Source organism: Nocardia cyriacigeorgica (assembly GCF_010868145.1).
Classification (GTDB): domain Bacteria; phylum Actinomycetota; class Actinomycetes; order Mycobacteriales; family Mycobacteriaceae; genus Nocardia; species Nocardia cyriacigeorgica_D.
In genome coordinates this window covers 22,183-40,457 of record NZ_JAAGUY010000018.1, presented here as the reverse complement: position 1 = coordinate 40,457, position 18,275 = coordinate 22,183, and the positions used below count along the sequence as shown (strand labels likewise).

20 protein-coding genes are annotated in these 18,275 nt (G+C 67.8%); 13 read left to right on the top strand and 7 right to left on the bottom strand.

Features of this window, described 5'->3' with window-relative positions; genetic code table 11:
• Nucleotides 1-21: 21 nt before the first annotated feature.
• Nucleotides 22-981 carry a helix-turn-helix transcriptional regulator gene (locus tag GV792_RS19910; protein WP_163825715.1) on the bottom strand — a complete coding sequence of 320 codons (960 nt, stop codon included), beginning with the start codon at nucleotides 979-981 and terminating at the stop codon, nucleotides 22-24.
• Between the two features lie 63 nt (nucleotides 982-1,044).
• Between GV792_RS19910 and GV792_RS19905 the strand changes: the two genes are divergently transcribed.
• Nucleotides 1,045-2,307 (top strand): epoxide hydrolase family protein, encoded by a 1,263-nt coding sequence (locus GV792_RS19905; protein WP_163825713.1) that lies wholly within the window; start codon nucleotides 1,045-1,047, stop codon nucleotides 2,305-2,307.
• A gap of 86 nt (nucleotides 2,308-2,393) precedes the next feature.
• Here the strand turns inward: GV792_RS19905 and GV792_RS19900 are convergent, their stop codons facing one another.
• A complete protein-coding gene (locus tag GV792_RS19900; RefSeq protein WP_163825711.1) occupies nucleotides 2,394-3,407 on the bottom strand; it encodes a helix-turn-helix transcriptional regulator in 1,014 nt (337 codons plus the stop codon).
• Between the two features lie 61 nt (nucleotides 3,408-3,468).
• Here GV792_RS19900 and GV792_RS19895 point away from each other — a divergent pair, with 61 nt between their 5' ends.
• Nucleotides 3,469-3,957 carry a pyridoxamine 5'-phosphate oxidase family protein gene (locus GV792_RS19895; RefSeq protein WP_163825709.1) on the top strand — a complete coding sequence of 163 codons (489 nt, stop codon included), beginning with the start codon at nucleotides 3,469-3,471 and terminating at the stop codon, nucleotides 3,955-3,957.
• Nucleotides 3,958-4,106: 149 nt separating this feature from the next.
• A complete protein-coding gene (locus tag GV792_RS19890) occupies nucleotides 4,107-4,967 on the top strand; it encodes an alpha/beta fold hydrolase (protein WP_163825707.1) in 861 nt (286 codons plus the stop codon).
• A gap of 46 nt (nucleotides 4,968-5,013) precedes the next feature.
• Here the strand turns inward: GV792_RS19890 and GV792_RS19885 are convergent, their stop codons facing one another.
• Nucleotides 5,014-5,355, bottom strand: a complete 342-nt coding sequence (locus GV792_RS19885; RefSeq protein ID WP_163825705.1) for a YciI family protein — start codon at nucleotides 5,353-5,355, stop codon at nucleotides 5,014-5,016.
• 2 nt (nucleotides 5,356-5,357) lie between these two features.
• On the bottom strand, nucleotides 5,358-5,489 hold the full coding sequence (locus tag GV792_RS29730) for a hypothetical protein (RefSeq protein ID WP_256668040.1): 132 nt from the start codon (nucleotides 5,487-5,489) through the stop codon (nucleotides 5,358-5,360).
• 185 nt (nucleotides 5,490-5,674) lie between these two features.
• Here GV792_RS29730 and GV792_RS19880 point away from each other — a divergent pair, with 185 nt between their 5' ends.
• Nucleotides 5,675-6,895 carry a cation:proton antiporter gene (locus GV792_RS19880; RefSeq protein WP_163825703.1) on the top strand — a complete coding sequence of 407 codons (1,221 nt, stop codon included), beginning with the start codon at nucleotides 5,675-5,677 and terminating at the stop codon, nucleotides 6,893-6,895.
• 40 nt (nucleotides 6,896-6,935) lie between these two features.
• Here GV792_RS19880 and GV792_RS19875 read toward each other — a convergent pair whose 3' ends face one another.
• Nucleotides 6,936-7,832 carry a DUF2268 domain-containing protein gene (locus tag GV792_RS19875; protein WP_163825701.1) on the bottom strand — a complete coding sequence of 299 codons (897 nt, stop codon included), beginning with the start codon at nucleotides 7,830-7,832 and terminating at the stop codon, nucleotides 6,936-6,938.
• 136 nt (nucleotides 7,833-7,968) lie between these two features.
• Here GV792_RS19875 and argC point away from each other — a divergent pair, with 136 nt between their 5' ends.
• The 6 genes from argC to GV792_RS19845 are packed head-to-tail and all read left to right on the top strand — an operon-like array spanning nucleotide 7,969 to nucleotide 13,864.
• Entirely contained in the window at nucleotides 7,969-9,027 is a 1,059-nt protein-coding gene (gene argC / locus GV792_RS19870; RefSeq protein ID WP_163825699.1) for an N-acetyl-gamma-glutamyl-phosphate reductase, read from the top strand.
• On the top strand, nucleotides 9,024-10,241 hold the full coding sequence (gene argJ / locus GV792_RS19865) for a bifunctional glutamate N-acetyltransferase/amino-acid acetyltransferase ArgJ (protein ID WP_163825696.1): 1,218 nt from the start codon (nucleotides 9,024-9,026) through the stop codon (nucleotides 10,239-10,241). The genes argC and argJ overlap by 4 nt, the downstream gene beginning before the upstream one ends.
• Entirely contained in the window at nucleotides 10,238-11,164 is a 927-nt protein-coding gene (argB, locus tag GV792_RS19860) for an acetylglutamate kinase (protein ID WP_163825694.1), read from the top strand. The genes argJ and argB overlap by 4 nt, the downstream gene beginning before the upstream one ends.
• Entirely contained in the window at nucleotides 11,161-12,369 is a 1,209-nt protein-coding gene (locus GV792_RS19855) for an acetylornithine transaminase (protein ID WP_163825692.1), read from the top strand. Before argB ends, GV792_RS19855 begins: the two co-directional genes overlap by 4 nt.
• On the top strand, nucleotides 12,366-13,352 hold the full coding sequence (gene argF, locus GV792_RS19850; RefSeq protein ID WP_163825690.1) for an ornithine carbamoyltransferase: 987 nt from the start codon (nucleotides 12,366-12,368) through the stop codon (nucleotides 13,350-13,352). The genes GV792_RS19855 and argF overlap by 4 nt, the downstream gene beginning before the upstream one ends.
• Nucleotides 13,349-13,864 (top strand): arginine repressor, encoded by a 516-nt coding sequence (locus GV792_RS19845; RefSeq protein WP_163825689.1) that lies wholly within the window; start codon nucleotides 13,349-13,351, stop codon nucleotides 13,862-13,864. The genes argF and GV792_RS19845 overlap by 4 nt, the downstream gene beginning before the upstream one ends.
• Nucleotides 13,865-14,031: 167 nt before the next feature.
• Here GV792_RS19845 and GV792_RS19840 read toward each other — a convergent pair whose 3' ends face one another.
• On the bottom strand, nucleotides 14,032-14,613 hold the full coding sequence (locus GV792_RS19840) for an NAD(P)-dependent oxidoreductase (protein WP_163825687.1): 582 nt from the start codon (nucleotides 14,611-14,613) through the stop codon (nucleotides 14,032-14,034).
• Nucleotides 14,614-14,750: 137 nt separating this feature from the next.
• Between GV792_RS19840 and GV792_RS19835 the strand changes: the two genes are divergently transcribed.
• On the top strand, nucleotides 14,751-15,071 hold the full coding sequence (locus GV792_RS19835) for a GYD domain-containing protein (protein WP_163825685.1): 321 nt from the start codon (nucleotides 14,751-14,753) through the stop codon (nucleotides 15,069-15,071).
• A gap of 104 nt (nucleotides 15,072-15,175) precedes the next feature.
• Nucleotides 15,176-16,312 carry an NAD(P)/FAD-dependent oxidoreductase gene (locus GV792_RS19830; protein ID WP_163825683.1) on the top strand — a complete coding sequence of 379 codons (1,137 nt, stop codon included), beginning with the start codon at nucleotides 15,176-15,178 and terminating at the stop codon, nucleotides 16,310-16,312.
• Between the two features lie 187 nt (nucleotides 16,313-16,499).
• Here the strand turns inward: GV792_RS19830 and GV792_RS19825 are convergent, their stop codons facing one another.
• Nucleotides 16,500-16,679 carry a hypothetical protein gene (locus GV792_RS19825; RefSeq protein ID WP_163825681.1) on the bottom strand — a complete coding sequence of 60 codons (180 nt, stop codon included), beginning with the start codon at nucleotides 16,677-16,679 and terminating at the stop codon, nucleotides 16,500-16,502.
• Nucleotides 16,680-16,910: 231 nt separating this feature from the next.
• On the opposite strand from GV792_RS19825, the gene GV792_RS19820 reads away from it, so the two are divergent.
• Complete coding sequence (locus GV792_RS19820; protein WP_163825680.1) at nucleotides 16,911-18,113, top strand: argininosuccinate synthase; 1,203 nt, start codon at nucleotides 16,911-16,913, stop codon at nucleotides 18,111-18,113.
• Nucleotides 18,114-18,275 lie beyond the last annotated feature (162 nt).

Sequence of the window (18,275 nt, the reverse complement as noted above, 5' to 3'; positions counted from 1 at the left end):
CATGATCGCTCGCCCGGAGTTCTATCGGTCCCGTACCGCGCCGAGGCATCTCGCTGCTTGCGCGCGCAGCGCCGCGACCAGCGCCTCCGGCCCGTCGACCAGCGTGAAATCCAGATCGATGGCGGTGATCATCCACACCAGGTCTTCCGGGGTGTCCGCGCCGACGTGCAGGTGGCAGGTGCGGCCGTCGACGTCCTCGACCACGCCCATTCCCGGCCAGACCCGCGCCGACGCGACCGCCGCCGATGCGTGCAACAGGACAGTGGCGCGATGGCTCCAGGTCCGGGACGACAGACCCATTGATACGTAAGCCGCGACGTCGCCGTCGGGCGGTTCGCGTGGTGCGAAGCGGGGGCCGGTCGGGGTGCGCGGGGTGAGTCGGTCGACGCGGAAGGTGCGCCAGTCCACGCGGTCGATGTCCCAGGCGACCAGATACCAGCGTCGGGCGGTATTGACCAGGCTGTGCGGTTCGGTGCGGCGGATGCTGGTGGTGCCGTCGTGGGCGCGGTAGTCGAAACGCAACTGCTCATGCCGTCGGCAGGCCTCGGCGATGACCATCAGGGTGTCCGGGGCGACGGTGGTGGCGGGCGCGCCGATGCGCACGGTGGCCGCGCGCAGCGTCCGTACCCGATGGCGCAGGCGTGGCGGTAGTACCTGCTCGAGCTTGGTCAATGCGCGCAGCGACGCCTCTTCGATGCCTGCGACCGTGCCGTCGGCGGCGCTGCGCAGCCCTACCGCCACCGCGACCGCCTCTTCGTCGTCGAGCAGCAATGGCGGCAGGGCGGCACCGGCGCCGAGGCGGTAGCCGCCCGCGCCCTTGGTGGCGTGCACCGGATAGCCGAGCTCACGCAGCCGGTCCACATCGCGGCGGACTGTGCGACTGGTGACCTGGAGCCGCTCGGCCAGTTCGGAGCCGGTCCAGTCGCGATGGGTTTGCAGCAGGGCCAGCAGTTTCAGTAGTCGCGCCGACGTGTCGAGCATGAAGTCGAGAATGCCAGATACTTAGGAACGATCCTTTCCTAAGTTGTTCCTATCGTCGGTGTCATGAGCGAATACGACATCCACCCGTTCCGTATCGAGATCCCGCAGCAGCGCATCGATCAGCTGCACGCCCGGCTGGCCGACATCCTGTGGCCCGACGATCGTCCCGACGTGGGCTGGGACAAGGGCATGCCGGTGTCGTACCTGCGCTCGCTGGCCGAATACTGGCGCACCGAATACGACTGGCGCGCGCACGAGGCCCGGCTCAACGAGCTGCCGCAGTTCGTCACCGAGATCGAAGGCCTGCAGGTGCATTTCGTCCACGTCCGCTCACCCGAACCGGGCGCGTTGCCGCTGGTGCTCAGCCACGGCTGGCCGGGGACGTTCACCGAATTCCTTGATGTCATCGGGCCGCTGAGCGATCCGCGATCCCATGGCGGGGATCCGGCCGACGCCTTCCATGTGGTGGTTCCCTCGCTGCCGGGCTTCGCGTTCTCCGGTGTCGGGCCGAAGGACGGCGACGGCTCGACCGAACACTACGCGAAAGTGGTGGCGCGGCTGATGGATCGGCTCGGCTACGACCGGTACGGGGCGCAAGGCGGTGACGCGGGCTATTTCGTGTCCACCGAACTCGGTCGGATCGCCACGGACCATGTGGTCGGCATCCACGTGAACGGACCGATCACGATGCCGTCGTGGGACGGTGGGGACGAGTGGTCGGGCGATAGCGGTGACAGCGAGTGGTCGGGCGAGACCGGCGGCGGTGATCAGCGGGCTGCCGCGGACAACGCCGTCGGTGAAACCTTGTCCTTGGGTTCCGGCACCACCGAATTCAGCCAGGAAGATCAGGCCACACTGGCGAAGTTGACCGGCGAGGACAGCTACACCCGCTTCGGCTACGCGATGGTGCAGGCGGGCCGCCCGCAGACGCTGGCCATCGCCCTGCACGATTCGCCGGTCGGTCTGCTGTCGTGGATCGTGGACATGTTCCAGCGGTGGACGAATCCGGCGATCGAGGTGCCCGATGACGCGGTGGGCCGAGACGCGCTGCTGACCAATGTCAGCCTGTACTGGTTCACCCGCACCTTTGCCTCGTCGATCCGGCTCTACGGCGAAGGCGAGGCGTGGGGCGGTGCTCTGCCGAATTCCGGTGTGCCGACGGCGGCTGCGATTTTTCCCGGCGATCTGTCGATCCGGGCGATCGCCGAACAGCAGCACAACATCGTGCGCTGGAACGAATTCGACCGCGGCGGTCATTTCGCGGCGATGGAAGCGCCGGACCTGCTCACCGACGATGTGCGCGAATTCTTCCGCACACTGCGCTAGCGAGATGCTCGGCGCGATCGGGGCGGTGCCGGATCACCCGGCGCCACGGTCGTCGGTCGCCGCGCACGAGGTCACGTTGTGCTATCTCATCCGGAAGGCCGGGCGTCGTGCTGCGGCGGTCGGACCTGGGCGGCTCCGCGATACAGTGCGTGCATCCCGGCGGCGGTAGCGGCGAAACGGGCCCGCAATTCGGGCGGGTCCAGGACCTCGGCGGATTCGCCGAGCGGGAGCAAGCCGGTCACCAGCACGTCCCATGATTCGGACGGTACCGTCAGCTCCACCCAGCCATCAGCGTCCGGTGGTCTCGCCGAGGCCAGCGCCTCGGCGACGGCCGCCGGATCGTTCATCAACCGCAGCAGGCCGAGGTGTGTGCCGGCGATACGGCACCGGGCACGGACTCGCAACATCGACCGGGCGAATTCCTCCGCGGAATCCGCCCAATGCGCGGTCAGATCGAAATCCTGCGGGCGGTCGAAGGTTTCGCCGTTCGGCACGGCGGACTCGATCCGGCCGACCCGATAGGACCGCACCGCATTGCCCTCGCGTGCCACCAGATACCAGGTGCCGGCCTTCAAGACGAGGCCGAGCGGATCCAGTGCACGCTCGACCGTGCGGTCCTTACGGGCGTAGCGGACCGCCAGCCTGCGGTCGTGCCAGAGCGCATCCGCGACGGTGGCCAGGGTCGGGGTCTCGTCGGGGCGATGGAACCAACCGGGGGCGTCGATGTGGACACGGTCGGCGATGCGGGTGGCTCGCCCGCGCAGTTCCGGGGGCAGGGCGGCGAGCACCTTGAGCTGCGCGGTCGCCAGCACGGTGCCCAAACCCAGGTCCGCGGCGGCGCCCGGTAGCCCGGCCAGTAGCACCGCGTCGGCTTCGTCGCTGGTCAAGCCGGTGAGCCTGGTTCGATAGCCGTCGACCAACTCGACCCCACCGGCCCGGCCCGGTTCGGTATAGACCGGCACCCCCGCCGCCGACAGCGCCTCGATATCGCGGTACACCGTGCGCACCGACACCTCCAGTTCGCGCGCCAGCTGTGGCGCCGTGGACCGGCCCCGCGTCTGCAATAGCAACAACAGCTGTACCAACCGACTCGCGCGCATCCCTGAAGATTATCCGGAAAACCTGACAGAAGGTGTCAGTAATAGCTCGTACCGTCGAACTATGACCACATGGAGCCAGTTCACCGAAGAAGCGACCCGGATCTCCACGATCTTTCTGCGGCGGCACAAGGCCACCGGCAATCTCTGCATGCTCGGCACACTCCGCTCCGATGGTTTCCCCAGGATCAGTCCGGTCGAGCCGATGATCTTCGAAGACCAGCTGGTGATCGCGGGTATGCCGAACACCACCAAGTTCAAGGATTTGGCCCGCGATCCACGCTTCTGCCTGCACACCGCCACCGTTGACACCAATGTCTCCGACGGCGATGCCAAGCTGTTCGGCCGGGTCGTCGATATCACCGATCGCGCCGTACACGAGCGCTTCGCGCAAAAGCTGTTCGACGACAGTGGATTCGATATTCGCGGCCAAGAATTCGACCACTTCTTCGTCGCCGATCTCACCTCGGCGTCCTCGGTCGAGGTCGGTGACGACACCCTCGAGATCACCATCTGGAAGCCGGGTGAAGGGGAGCGCGTCGTCAATCGGTAGGCGGGGCTCGCGTTGTCCAGCAGACGGCTTCGGTCGATGGTGATCGGCCGAAGCCGGGTCCGCGTGAACTCCCCGACGGTACGATCCGTGGCATAGCCAGTGGAATCGGAGCTGGCGGGGGCTTGGCGACGATCCAAGGATGCTGCCGAATGACTGAAACCACGTCGTTACTCGACGTCACCGAACATATCGTCGACGGGGTGCGCTGCGCCGTGTACGACAGCGGACCCACCGACCGCGGGGAAGCGGTGGTGTTCGTCCACGGCAATCCCGGCCCGATGGACGATTGGGCGGAGCTGGCGCCCGCGATCGCGCAGTTCGCGCGGGTGATCGCCATGGACATGCCGGGTTTCGGACAGTCGGAGCGGCCGCGGTCCTTCGATCACAGTGTGGCCGGGCACGCCCGTTTCCTGGGTCTGCTCCTCGACCAACTGGGCGTCGAGCGGGCGCATCTGGTGCTGCACGACTTCGGTGGGCCGTGGGGGATGCGGTGGATGCTGGATCATCCCGAGCAGCTGGCCAGCCTCACCGTGATCAACTGCGGCGTACTCGACGGCTACCGCTGGCACCGATACGCGAAGATCTGGCAGACACCGGTTCTCGGTGAACTGTTCCAGCTGATGAGCATGACAAGCCCGCGCGCCATGCAGATCGCGCTCAGCCGCGACAACCCGCGGCCGATTCCGCGCGCCTATGTCGACCGCGTCACCCGATACGCGGACTGGGGGCACAAGCGGGCCGTGCTGCGGCTCTACCGCAATTCGCGTGACCCCAGCAGCGCGTTCCCGGAGAAGGACTCCGGCCTGTCGGCCGAGGGGCTTCCGGTGTGCGTGATCTGGGGTGAGGGCGACCCCTACATTCCGGTGCGTTTCGCCGCGCAGCAGCGGGCCTTCTTCCCCGACGCGGAGATCCATATCCTCGAGGGGCTGGGGCATTGGCCGTTCGTCGACGATCCGCAGGCCGTCCTGACACCGCTGGCCGCGTTCCTGCGCAGGCAGGTCGGCGCGTAAACGGGGGTTCCGGCGATCGCAGCCCGGGATCGCCGGAACCCACCCGCTAGCCCTCGGCGAAGGGGCGCACCTCGATCGGCAACGTGACCACCGCCGCGAGCCTGCGCGCCCAGCGCAGCGCCTCGTCCAGATCGGGTGCCTCGATGACGGTGAACCCGCCGATGTGTTCCTTTGCCTCGATATACGGCCCGTCGGTGATCACAGTGTCGGCGCCGTCGGTCCGCACGACCGTCGAGGCACTCGGTGGATGCAGCCCCGCCGCGAACACCCACGCGCCCGCGGCGCGGATCTCGTCGTTGAGCGCCTCGAGATCGCGCATGATCGCGTCGAGATCGTCGGGAACCTCATCGGTATCGGGTTGGTAGATCCCGAGCAGATATTGCGGCATCGTCAGCTCCTGTCGGTGGTGTGGTGGGCCCAGCCGCCGGGTGTGAATCCGTCGTGCGGGCCTTCGTCCGTGCGGCCCGGTGCCTGCTTGACCTCGTCCAGGGTCAGGCTCACAACCGCGGTGATCGTGCTCATTGTCGGCTCCTTCCGTGACCGGCCGGTGCCGGTCTCACCGAGTACACGAACGGCCGACGCGTAATTCGACAACTAGGGGGAGGGGATTTCCGGCTGCATTCCGGATAGGGCGCCATGATTCATGGCGTCGATATCGCGGGATGTCGAAACCGTGACCGGCCGCGTCGCCGTGTCACGATGACCGGATGATCCTGGCCGAGGCAGCCGACAGCGCGAGCGTTTCACCGATCGTGTCGCTGTTCTGGATCGCGGCGGTGGCCGTCTCGGCGCCGCTCATCGCGCGACTGCTGCGGGGGTATGTGCCGGATGTGGTGATCCTGCTGCTGTTCGGTGTGGTGCTCGGCCCGCACGCGCTCGGCCTGGCCGATTCCGGTGGCGGCGTGGATCTGCTCAGCGAACTCGGTTTGGGCATGCTGTTCCTGCTGGCAGGCTATGAACTCGATCCGCGCCTGCTCGGCGGAAGACCCGGTCGCACCGCCTGGTTCACCTGGTTCGCGTGCCTGCTCATGGCGATGCTGTTCGTCACCCTGGTCGCTCACGACGCGAAGTTCACTGCGATCGCCGCGATCGCGATCGCGATGACGTCGACCGCGCTCGGTACGCTGCTGCCGATCGTGAAAGGGCTCGGCATTCTCGATACCCAACTCGGTCGCGCGGTCCTCGCGCACGGAGCGGTCGGTGAGCTCGGCCCGGTGGTCGCCATGTCGGTCTTGTTGACCAGCCGCAATGTGGGTGCCGCGATCGTGGTGTTGCTGTTGTTCGCGATCGCCGCCGCAATGATCGGCCTCGTGCACCAGCGCATCCTGGACCGAGTACCCGCTGTCGGCCGGTTGCTGACCGAACTGTCCACCGGGACCGCCCAATTACCGGTCAGGGTGGTGTTTCTGCTGCTGCTGATCTTGATGACGCTGGCCGATGAGTTCGGGCTCGATGTCGTCCTCGGCGCGTTCGCCGCGGGCGTCATCCTGCGCGGAATCGTTGGCACCGAACGACCGGAGATCGGGGAGTCGCTCGAGACCATCGGTTTCGGCGTGCTCATCCCGATCTTCTTCGTGGTCTCGGGTATGGGCATCGACGTGGCCGCGGTGGCTGCGGAACCGGTGACCTGGGTGTTGTTCGTTGTGTCGATCGCGGTGGCTCGCGGGGTGCCGGTGTGGTTCAGTGAACGCTTCGTCCAGCACGGCGCGAACCTCACCGAACCACACGAACGGCTCCAGCTGGCGCTCTATGCGGCCACCGGCCTGCCGATCATTGTCGCCGTCACCCAGGTCGCGACCAGCACCGGTTTGATGGAACAGCGGCTTGCCTCCACGATGGTCGCCGCCGGTGCGACGACGGTACTGCTGTTCCCGCTGCTGGCGCGATGGGTCGGCACCCGCGGTGCGAAGGTTCCCGCGGCGAGCTGATCCACGCTCGCCGGGACCGATGGCCCACACCGGCCGGCGTCTACTCGGCGCGGCTGGTGCGCCTGAGCGCCGTGGCGATGATGTCCGCGCTATCGGTGTGCAGGGCCTGTGCTGCGGTCTTGCCGGTCGCCGCGAGGTAGGCGTCGACAAGTCGGTTGCCCGCGGAATATCCCGCTCCGGTCGGCAGCCCGACCGGAGTGGCACCGAAGTGCGCGGCGATGGTGTCGCCGTGGATCCACGATGTGAAGTTCTGCATTCCGGTGATATCCAGTCCGGAAACGACTTTCGTGAACACCGCATCGTCGTGCAGGCTGGGTACGCCGATGCGGGTGTAGCCGAGGTCGTCGCCATAGAGTTGCCGGGCGAAGGCGTCGGCCAGCCCTTCGCTCACCACTTGTTCGCCGACGGTGACCGTCATCGGGTTCCACACCACGCCGCCGGGGCTGTAGCGCAGATTGTGGTGGAGTTCGTGCACCGCGGTGGTCGCCAGTCGTTCCAGATTCTGCGGGTAGGGCCACAGCGTGATCGTGATGTAGCCGGAGATGCCTCCGAAGCCGGTGGCACCCAGGCTGGGGCCCATGAAGGTGGCGTCGCCCGGGTCGCCGAGGAGTAGTAGCACGGTGATGTCGGGGGCCTGGAATCCTGGCGTCGCGGCGAGCAATACGGCTTCGGCATCGTCGAGCGCCTGCTGCATGCACTCCCACGCTCCGGCCGCCGCCAGCGTGTCGATCGCGTCGAGGCACCGTTGCTCGTCGCGATCGAGGGGAAACCCCGCCGACTGCCGGTGCAGACCCACCAGGTCGACCTCTCCAGGGAAGTGCCGGTACATCCCGGCCATCGGGTCGAGCATCGACCGGAGCATGCCTTCGCGATCGGCCGCGGGCGCCCGCAGGATCTGCTTCATGGCCGAGTAAGAGTCGAGAACGGTGATCGTCACGCGCCCGACGGTAAGCCCTCACGTAGCGTGAGGGGCAAGCCGAAACGCAGCTGAGCACCATGGTGTTCACACGGCCGTGAAGTCGGAAATCCCGGCCGGTCGTGAATGAGCTTGCATGGTCGTGCATAATCATCACATGGTTGATTCCTCGGACGGATCCGTCGTGCGGGTCGCGGTTGCTGGTGCGAGTGGGTATGCGGGCGGCGAAGTGCTGCGCCTGCTGCTCGGTCATCCGGACTACCGAACCGGGCGCCTCGTCATCGGGGCGCTCACCGCGGGATCGAACGCCGGCACCCGGCTGGGTGCGTTGCAGCCGCATCTGCTGCCGCTGGCCGATCGGGTGCTCGCGCCGACCACCGTGGAGGAGTTGGCCGGCCACGATGTCGTCTTCCTCGGCCTGCCGCACGGACAGTCCGCTGCGCTCGCCGAGCAGTTGCCGGACTCGACCGTCATCATCGACTGTGGTGCCGACTTCCGGCTGACCGACGCCACGGCCTGGGAGAAGTACTACGGCACCCCGCATGCGGGGAGCTGGCCGTACGGTCTGCCCGAGCTGCCCGGCGGACGGGACCGGCTGCGCGGCGCGACCAGGATCGCCGTCCCCGGCTGCTACCCGACCGTGGCCAGCCTGGCGCTGGCGCCCGCGATCGCCGCGGGCATCATCGAGCCGAACGTCAACGTCGTCGCGGTCAGCGGTACCTCGGGTGCGGGACGCAAACTCGACGTCGGCCTGCTCGGCTCGGAGGTCATGGGTTCGGTGCGCGCCTATAACATCGCGGGCGCGCATCGGCACACTCCGGAAATCGCGCAGAACCTCAGCGCCGCCGGCGGCACCGAGGTCACGGTCTCCTTCACTCCCGTGCTCGCGCCGATGCCGCGCGGCATCCTCGCCACCTGCACCGCGCCGATCCGGGTGGACGCCGCCGACGCGCGCGCCGTATACGAAAAGGCTTATGCGGAAGAACCTTTCGTGCACCTGCTGCCCGAAGGTGTGCTGCCGCAGACGGGTGCGGTGCTCGGCTCCAATGCCGTCGCCCTCCAGGTCGCCGTCGATGAGGCCGCAGGCCTGCTCGTCGTGATCGGCGCGGTCGACAACTTGACCAAGGGCACCGCGGGCGCCGCGGTGCAATCGATGAATCTGGCCCTCGGAATCGACGAGACCGCAGGACTTTCCACCGTAGGAGTGGCACCGTGACGACATTCGACACCGTCGATGGCAAGCTGATCCGCACCCAGGGTGTGACGGCCCCGCTCGGTTTCCGCGCCGCGGGTATCGCCGCCGGAATCAAAGCCAACGGCAATCCCGATCTGGCGCTGGTGTTCAACGAGGGGCCGGAGTACGCGGCTGCCGGTGTGTTCACCAGCAACAAGGTCAAAGCCGCGCCGGTGCAGTGGTCGCAGCAGGTGCTGAAGGCCGGTGCCCTGCGCGCGATCATCCTCAATTCCGGCGGCGCCAACGCCTGTACCGGGCCGGGCGGTTTCCAGGACACCCACCGCACCGCCGAGGAATTGGCCACGGCGCTGAGTAATTGGGGCACCGAGACCGGCGCGGGAGAGATCGCGGTCTGCTCCACCGGCCTGATCGGCGACCGGCTGCCGATGGACAAGCTCATCCCGGCCGTCACCGAGATCGTGCACGAGATGGGTGGCGGCATGTCCGGCGGCACCGACGCCGCCTACGCCATCATGACCACCGACACCGTGCCGAAGGAGGCGTCGTTCCACCACAAGAACAAGTGGAACGTCGGCGGTATGGCCAAGGGCGCGGGCATGCTGGCGCCGTCGCTGGCCACCATGCTGGTCGTGCTCACCACCGACGCCCACGCCACCGCCGAACAACTGGATCAGGCGCTGCGCAAGGCGACCCGGCTCACCTTCGACCGGCTCGATGTGGACGGTTCCTGCTCCACCAACGACACCGTGCTGCTGCTGGCCAACGGTGCCAGCGAGGTCACCCCCTCCCAGGACGAACTCGATGCCGCCGTGCTCGCGGTCTGTGACGATCTGGCCGCCCAGCTGATGGCCGACGCGGAGGGTGTCACCAAGCGGGTGGTCGTCACCGTCACCGGCGCCGCGAACGAGGACGAGGCATTGATCGCGGCCCGCACCGTGGCCCGCGACAGCCTGGTCAAGACCGCGCTGTTCGGCTCCGACCCGAACTGGGGCCGTGTCCTGGCCACCGTCGGTGTCGCACCGATCACCCTCGACCCGAACGTGATCTCGGTGTCGTTCAACGGCAATCCGGTCTGTATCGACGGGATGGGCGCGCCCGGCGCACGCGAGGTCGACCTGTCCGGCGCCGATATCGAGGTGCTCATCGATCTGCGGCTCGGCGAGGGTACCGCGAGTATCCGCACCACCGACCTGTCGCACGGCTACGTCGAAGAGAATTCGGCCTACAGCTCATGACCGACGACATCCTGCGCAGTCTGTCGGCACTGGACAAGGCGCTCGTTCTTGCCGACGCCCTGCCCTGGCTGCAAAAGTTCCGCGACAAGATCGTGGTGGTCAAATACGGCGGCAACGCCATGATCGACGATCGGCTCAAGCGCGATTTCGCCGCGGATATGGCGTTCCTGCGCACCGTCGGTGTGCATCCGGTGGTGGTGCACGGCGGCGGACCGCAGATCAATGCCATGTTGAAGCGTCTCGGCCTCACCGGTGAGTTCCGCGGCGGTTTCCGGGTCACCACGCCCGAGATCATGGACGTGGTGCGGATGGTGCTGTTCGGCCAGGTCGGGCGCGAGCTCGTCGGGCTGATCAACGCCTACGGCCCGTACGCGGTCGGCATCTCCGGCGAGGACGCGCACCTGTTCACCGCCACCCGCCGCACCGTCGACGTGGACGGTGAACCCACCGATATCGGCCTGGTCGGCGATGTGACCGAGGTGAACCCCGCCGCGGTGCTCGACCTCATCGGCGCGGGCCGCATCCCGGTGGTATCCACCATCGCCCCCGACGCCGACGGCGTCGTGCACAACATCAATGCCGACACCGCCGCGGCCGCACTGGCCGAGGGCATCGGCGCGGAGAAACTGGTGGTCCTCACCGATGTCGAGGGCCTCTACACCGACTGGCCGGACCGGTCGTCGCTGACCTCCGCGATCGACGCGGACGCATTGGCCGAGTTGCTCCCGCGCCTGGATGCGGGCATGGTGCCCAAGATGGAAGCCTGCCTGCGCGCGGTGCGCGGTGGGGTGCCAAGCGCGCACGTCATCGACGGACGCGTCCCGCATTCGGTGCTGCTGGAGTTGTTCACCGGCGAGGGCATCGGGACCATGGTGACCCCAGCGTCGCCCGGGCGGACGAGCGAAAACGGAGCCGGAGCATGAGCACAGAGCGATTGCAGCAGCGGTGGTCGGCCGCCCTGATGCACAACTACAAGACCCCCGACATCGTGCTGGTCCGCGGCGCGGGCGCGGTGGTCTACGACGCCGACGGCAATCGTTACGTCGATTTCCTCGGCGGGATCGCCGTCAACAGCCTCGGCCACGCCCATCCGGCGATTCTGGAAGCGGTCACCCACCAGCTGGGCACGCTCGGGCATGTCTCCAACATCTACGGCAACGAGCCGGTGATCGAGCTGGCCGAACGCCTGCTCGATCACTTCGGCGACGGCCGCACCGGTGACAGCAAGGCCTTCTTCTGCAACTCCGGCACCGAGGCCAACGAGGCCGCGTTCAAGATCGCCCGGCTCACCGGACGGCGCAAGATCATCGCCTGCGAAGACGCCTTCCACGGCCGCACCATGGGCGCGCTCGCGCTCACCGGTCAGCCGTCCAAGCGGGCTCCGTTCGAACCGATGCCGCCCGGCGTCGTGCACATCCCCTTCGGCGATGTCGCCGCGCTGGAGAAGGTCGTCGACTCCGACACCGCCGCGGTCTTCCTCGAACCGATGCTGGGGGAGAGCGGTGTCGTCGTGCCGCCGCTGGACTACCTGGTGCGGGCGCGGGAGATCACCGCGAAACACGGTGCGCTGCTGATCCTGGACGAGGTGCAGACCGGTATCGGCCGCACCGGCAAGTTCTACGCACACCAGTCGGTCGGCATCGTGCCCGATGTCATCACCCTGGCCAAGGGCCTCGGTGGCGGTCTGCCGATCGGTGCGGTGCTGGCCACCGGCAAGGCGGCCGAGCTGCTCACCCCCGGGCTGCACGGCACCACCTTCGGCGGTAATCCCGTCTGCGCGGCGGCCGCACTCGCGGTGCTGCGCACCATCGACGAGGAGGGGCTGCTCGCGCACGTCGAATCGCTGGGCAAACGGCTCAGCGACGGTATCGAGCTGCTCGAGCATCCGCTGATCGATCATGTGCGTGGGGCCGGGCTGCTGATCGGCATAGCCCTCACCGCGGATGTATCCGCACAGGTCGAGGCGCGGGCGCGGGAAGCCGGGTACCTGGTGAATCCGGCCAAGCCGAACGTCATCCGGTTGGCGCCGCCACTGGTGCTCACCGAAACCCAATCCGACAACTTCGTCGCCGATCTGCCGCAGATCCTCGATCTGGCCGCAGCCGACGCGAAGGGAGCCTCCGCATGACGTTGTCCGATTCCTCCCCGGCGAACGGCTCCGCGCCTACCGCGGCAACCGTGCGGCATTTCCTGCGCGACGACGATCTCACGCCGTCCGAGCAGGCCGAGGTCCTTGCGCTGGCCGCCGAACTCAAGGGCGCGCCGTTCGCGCGTCGTCCGCTGGAGGGCCCGCGTGGGGTCGGGGTGATCTTCGAGAAGAACTCCACCCGCACCCGGTTCTCGTTCGAGCTCGGCATCGCCCAGCTCGGCGGCCACGCCGTGGTCGTCGACGGCCGCGACACCCAGCTGGGTCGTGAGGAGACGCTCGGCGACACCGGGCGGGTGCTGTCGCGCTATGTCGACGCCATCGTCTGGCGCACCTTCGAGCAGACCCGGCTCGACGAGATGGCAGCGACCGCAACGGTTCCCGTGGTGAACGCGCTGTCGGATGAGTTCCATCCGTGTCAGGTGCTGGCCGATCTGCTCACCCTCACCGAGCAGCTGGGGCCGCTGTCCGGCCGCAAACTCGCCTACTTCGGCGACGGCGCCAACAATATGGCGCATTCGCTGCTGCTCGGCGGCGTCACCGCGGGCCTGCACGTCACCATCGCCGCGCCGGAGGGCTTCGCGCCGCTGCCATGGGTCGTCGAGGCCGCGCGGGCCCGCGCCGCCGAGACCGGAGCGAGCGTCACCCTCACCGACGATCCACGCATCGCCGCCGAAGGCGCGCATGCGTTGGTGACCGACACATGGACGTCGATGGGCCAGGAGAACGACGGCCTCGATCGCGTCGGCCCGTTCCGTCGCTTCCAGATCAACGCCGGCCTGCTCGCCAAGGCTCAACAGGACGCGGTGGTGCTGCACTGCCTGCCAGCCCATCGCGGTGAGGAAATCACCGACGAGGTCCTGGACGGCCCGCGCAGTGTGGTGTGGGACGAGGCGGAGAACCGCCTACACGCCCAGAAAGCGCTCCTGGTGTGGCTGCTGGACAGACAGAACGGCCGACGATGAGCGTGCCTGCCTCCGACACCGGCGCCCCGGGTCCGGCCACCGCCGCGACCCGGGCCGGACGTCAGTCGCGCATCGTGGCGCTGCTGTCGGCCCACTCGGTGCGCAGCCAGACCGAACTCGCCGCGCTCCTCGCAGCCGAGGGCATCGAAACCACCCAGGCCACCCTGTCGCGTGACCTCGACGAACTCGGTGCGGTGAAGTTGCGTGCCGCCGACGGCGGAGCCGGCGTCTACATCGTCCCCGAGGACGGCAGCCCCGTCCGCGGCGTCACCGGCGGCACCGGCCGCCTGTCGAAGTTGCTCGGCGACCTATTGGTCTCCACCGATGCCAGCGGCAACATCGCGGTACTTCGCACCCCACCCGGCGCGGCCCACTTCCTCGCCAGCGCTTTGGATCGGGCCTCGCTGCCGTATGTCGTCGGCACCATCGCCGGCGACGACACGATCGCGGTGATCGCTCGGGAGCCGATGACAGGGACGGAGCTGGCTGCGGAAATCGAGCGACTGGCGTAAGGCGCTCGTATACCGCTGCCCGGCGCAGCAGCGCGGCGCTTTCGCGAAGCTCGACTCGTGCCCCTCGGCAAACGACGTCGCCGGAGTGAGAAGCACAGGCGCTTCTGGTGTCACGGAACGAGGGCGAGCGTGCCTCGGGTGTGGTCCGCGTCGTTGGTCCTCGGTGGTCACCGCGGCTGCTGTTCCGCGATGACCGCCCAGTCATCCGCAATGCGACCGTTGGCGATGGCCTCATCGAACACTGCACGCAGCAGTTGACCGACCGGGAGAGGAACGCCTTGTTCGGTCGCTGCATCGAGCGCGAGGTGGAGGTCCTTGCGGCCAAGGGCTGTGGTGAATCCGGCTGGCTGGTAGCGCCGTTCAGCAATCATCGACCCGTAGCCGGTGTAGACGGCTCCCGGGAAGAGTGTTGCAGTCAGCAGCTCGACGAACTGGCCGGAGTCGACACCGGCGCCCTCCGCGACGCTGATGGCCTCGCCCAGCGACTGGATCGCGCAGGCGATCAGGTAGTTCCCGAGGATCTTCACGATATTGGCCTGTTCCGGACGGTCGCCCAGTCGCCAGGTCCGCGAGCCGATCACGTCGAACAACGGCTGTACGCGGTCGAGTAGCGCATGCTCACCGGCCGCAAGGAGGTTGAGTGCTCCAGCTTCGGCGACCGGAACACGGCCGAATACCGGCGCCGCGACATATCCGACGCCATGCTCGGCGTGCGCTGCGCCGGCCCGGCGAGCCAGGCCGGTACTCACCGTGGACCGCGGGTATCGCCGGAGTCACGGAGCCGCATCAGTGGTGTGACGGCCTCGCCGCAGAACCGCCGGGTGATGTTCTGAACCCTAGGGTCGGGACTGGCCGAGATCATCCTGCGAGAAGGAGGCGACGCTATATGCCGAAGTACTTGTGGCGGGTCAGCTATACCCAGGAGGGGGCATCCGGTTTGCTGGCGCAGGGCGGCACTGTCCGCCGAGCGGCCATCACGGAAATGGTCGAGAGCGTTGGCGGTCATGTCGACGTCTGTTATTTCGCTTTCGGCGAGGATGATCTGTTCGTGATCGGTGATGCTCCGGACGAGGTGTCGGCGGCGGCGCTCGCCATCCGCACCGCCGCGTCCGGTGCGGCGATATCGCACACCGTTGCGCTGCTGACCGCCGAGCAGATCGACGAAGCCGTCGCACGGGAAGTGACGTATAAGCCGCCGACGGAATAGTCGTAGCGTGCGGGCTTCGGCCGCCTGAGCGTGCGTGAGCGGCGACCGGGCCGAGGTTGAGCGAACTCGCCGCGCCGAAGTTGCCGGCGGGGGAGAATCGGTCCATGCGCACCGTGCTGATTCTCGGCGCAGGGTTCGGGGGGTTGGAGTTGGCGGCGAGTTTGTCCGAGTCGTCGGCCGATGAGGCGCGCGTCGTCGTTATCGACAGAAACGATGCATTCACCCTCGGGTTCGCGAAGTTGGACGTCCTGTTCCGCGGCTCAGCGCCCGCCGACGTGCGGCATCCCTATGCCGGGCTCGCGCACCCTGGTGTCGAATTCCGGCAGGAAGAGGTCACGGCGATCGACCCGGGGAACCGGCGCGTGGTCACCGATCGCGCCGAATACGAACCCGACATCCTCGTCGTCGCGCTCGGCGCGGACTACGACCAGGCCGCGACCCCGGGATTCGTCGAGGACGGGCATGAGTACTACTCGATCGACGGCGCCTGCGCGTTGCGCGACCGGCTGGCCGACTTCGACGGCGGCACCGTGCTACTCGCCATCCTCGGTGTCCCGTTCAAATGTCCGCCCGCGCCATACGAGGGCGCGCTGTTGCTCGCCGAGCACCTGGAACGGCGTGGTCTGCGGGACCGTTCGCACATCCACGTCATCACCCCGATGGACTCGCCGATTCCGGTGTCGGCGGGCACCTCGGCCGCCCTCGTCGAGGCGCTGACCCAGCGGGGAATCGAGTACTCACCGGGCAGGCGGGTGCACGCGCTCGACCCGGATAGGCACGTCGCCCTCACGCGGGCGGGCGAACTCCCGTACGACCTGTTCATCGGCATCCCCGTGCACCGGGCGCCCGCGGTGGTCGACGCGTCCGGCTTGACCGTCGGGGGGACCGACGGCTGGATCGCCGTCGACCCACGCACCCTCGAGACGCGGTATCCGGGCGTTTACGCCCTCGGTGACTGCGCCGACGCGCCGGTCCCGCGCGCCGGCGTGTTCGCCGAGGACGCGGCCCGTACCGTCGCCGCGGGCATCGCGGCCATCCTGCGGGGCGCGCCACCATCCGAGCGGTACCGCGGCCGCGGCTCCTGCCACATCGAGTTCGGTGACGGACTGGTCGGCAAGGTCGACGCCGACTTCCTCTCCGGCCCGACGCCGACGGCCCCGTTCACCCCGCCCTCGCTCGCGCTCGCCCGCGAGAAGTCCGCCGCGGCCGCGGCGCGGCTCGACCGCTGGTTCGCTGGCTGATCCGCAACACAGGCAATGGGCTCAGCGAGAATTCGCGGCGATCACCCACGAGATCCTGAACAGCTGGGTATGACCGGCGCAGGGTCGTCCGCAGTCGGCAGGCCCGCGGGTTCTATCCCGGCCGTGGCGCGAGTCGAATTCGCCGAGTGGACACGGCGGGATCGAACTCGATAGGTCGGCGCAACCGTCAGTAGTTCCGGCCGGGCGGATACTCGGAGAAGAACTGCTGCAACAGCGGGGTCGCCACGTCGAGTCCGTGTTTGGCGATGCCGAGGGCGGCGTTGCCGAGGTTGATGACGACGAAACCGATGACGTCGCGGTTCTGTTCGGCCAGGTCCCGCAGTGGTTCGATGATGTTGGTGAACATAGTGCCGGTCCTTCGGCATCGAGGCGGATGGACAAGGCTCACACTTCCACAGCGGGGAGGCGAGGCCAAGGCTCTTCGGGCAGAATCTCCGCAGGCAGCGGCCATCGCAACCCCGATTGTGAATGAGATTGCATCGTCATGCATAATCATTTGAGGCGCGAGCCGAACCGGCGACCAGCAAGCTGCTCACCGCAGCCGCGCAGACCCACACAGACTTAGGAGCACCAGATCATGTCCGATCGCGTCGTACTCGCCTACTCCGGTGGGCTGGACACCTCCGTGGCCATCAGCTGGATCGGCAAGGAGACCGGCGCCGAGGTCGTTGCCGTCGCCATCGACCTCGGTCAGGGCGGCGAGGACATGAACGTGGTGCGTCAGCGCGCCCTCGACTGCGGCGCCGTCGAAGCTATCGTGGTCGACGCCCGCGACGAGTTCGCCGACGACTACTGCCTGCCCACCATCCAGGCCAACGCCATGTACATGGGCCGGTACCCGCTGGTGTCGGCGATCAGCCGCCCGCTCATCGTCAAGCACCTCGTCGAGGCGGCCAAGTTCCACGGCGCGAGCACCGTCGCGCACGGCTGCACCGGCAAGGGCAACGACCAGGTGCGTTTCGAGGTCGGCATCGGCGCGCTCGCGCCGGACCTGAACGTCATCGCGCCGGTTCGCGACTACGCCTGGACCCGCGAGAAGGCCATTGCGTTCGCCGAGGAGAACGCGCTGCCGATCAACGTCACCAAGAAGTCGCCGTTCTCCATCGACCAGAACGTGTGGGGCCGCGCTGTCGAGACCGGCTTCCTCGAGGATCTGTGGAACGCGCCGACCAAGGACGTCTACGACTACACCTCCGACCCGACGGTCAATTTCGAGGCGCCCGACGAGCTGATCGTCACCTTCGAACGCGGTGTGCCGGTCGCCATCGATGGCCGCCAGGTCACCGTGCTCGAAGCGATCGTCGAGCTGAACAAGCGCGCAGGCCGCCAGGGTGTCGGCCGCCTCGACATGGTCGAGGACAGGCTCGTCGGCATCAAGAGCCGCGAGATCTACGAGGCGCCCGGCGCCATCGCCCTGATCGCCGCCCACCAGGAGCTGGAAGCGGTCACCATCGAGCGCGAGCTCGGCCGCTACAAGCGTCAGGTCGAGCAGCGCTGGGGCGAGCTGGTCTACGACGGCCTGTGGTTCTCCCCGCTCAAGCGCGCGCTGGACGCCTTCGTCGGCGAGACCCAGGAGCACGTCTCCGGCGATATCCGGATGGTGCTGCACGGCGGCAACGTCGTGGTCAACGGCCGCCGCAGCGAGCAGTCGCTGTACGACTTCAACCTGGCCACCTACGACGAAGGTGACACCTTCGACCAGTCGCTGGCCAAGGGCTTCGTCCAGATCCATGGCCTGTCGTCGAAGGTTGCCGCGCGCCGCGATCTGAACCAGAAGTAGGTCCTGTGACCGAGTGATGCCGGGCCTGCTGTCGTTGAGCAGGCCCGGCATCGCCATGTCGGTCGCAGATCGAACGTGCCTGCGCCCAGACGCTCGGCACCGTGGCGTCACCGGTCGAATTCGGCCGGTTACCGTAGTGCTCGATGTGCCCGGCGCGGCCGA

Bases quoted from the DNA above. Each gene is read 5' to 3' on its own strand.
- GV792_RS19900 (WP_163825711.1), bottom strand. From the start codon at position 3,407: ATGCGCGCGAGTCGGTTGGTACAGCTGTTGTTGCTATTGCAGACGCGG.
- GV792_RS19885 (WP_163825705.1), bottom strand. From the start codon at position 5,355: ATGCCGCAATATCTGCTCGGGATCTACCAACCCGATACCGATGAGGTT.
- GV792_RS19855 (WP_163825692.1), top strand. From the start codon at position 11,161: ATGAGCACAGAGCGATTGCAGCAGCGGTGGTCGGCCGCCCTGATGCAC.
- GV792_RS19835 (WP_163825685.1), top strand. From the start codon at position 14,751: ATGCCGAAGTACTTGTGGCGGGTCAGCTATACCCAGGAGGGGGCATCC.
- GV792_RS29730 (WP_256668040.1), bottom strand. From the start codon at position 5,489: ATGAGCACGATCACCGCGGTTGTGAGCCTGACCCTGGACGAGGTCAAG.
- GV792_RS19895 (WP_163825709.1), top strand. From the start codon at position 3,469: ATGACCACATGGAGCCAGTTCACCGAAGAAGCGACCCGGATCTCCACG.
- argF (WP_163825690.1), top strand. From the start codon at position 12,366: ATGACGTTGTCCGATTCCTCCCCGGCGAACGGCTCCGCGCCTACCGCG.
- argC (WP_163825699.1), top strand. From the start codon at position 7,969: ATGGTTGATTCCTCGGACGGATCCGTCGTGCGGGTCGCGGTTGCTGGT.
- GV792_RS19905 (WP_163825713.1), top strand. From the start codon at position 1,045: ATGAGCGAATACGACATCCACCCGTTCCGTATCGAGATCCCGCAGCAG.
- GV792_RS19820 (WP_163825680.1), top strand. From the start codon at position 16,911: ATGTCCGATCGCGTCGTACTCGCCTACTCCGGTGGGCTGGACACCTCC.
- argB (WP_163825694.1), top strand. From the start codon at position 10,238: ATGACCGACGACATCCTGCGCAGTCTGTCGGCACTGGACAAGGCGCTC.
- GV792_RS19910 (WP_163825715.1), bottom strand. From the start codon at position 981: ATGCTCGACACGTCGGCGCGACTACTGAAACTGCTGGCCCTGCTGCAA.
- GV792_RS19845 (WP_163825689.1), top strand. From the start codon at position 13,349: ATGAGCGTGCCTGCCTCCGACACCGGCGCCCCGGGTCCGGCCACCGCC.
- GV792_RS19880 (WP_163825703.1), top strand. From the start codon at position 5,675: ATGATCCTGGCCGAGGCAGCCGACAGCGCGAGCGTTTCACCGATCGTG.
- GV792_RS19890 (WP_163825707.1), top strand. From the start codon at position 4,107: ATGACTGAAACCACGTCGTTACTCGACGTCACCGAACATATCGTCGAC.
- GV792_RS19830 (WP_163825683.1), top strand. From the start codon at position 15,176: ATGCGCACCGTGCTGATTCTCGGCGCAGGGTTCGGGGGGTTGGAGTTG.
- GV792_RS19825 (WP_163825681.1), bottom strand. From the start codon at position 16,679: ATGTTCACCAACATCATCGAACCACTGCGGGACCTGGCCGAACAGAAC.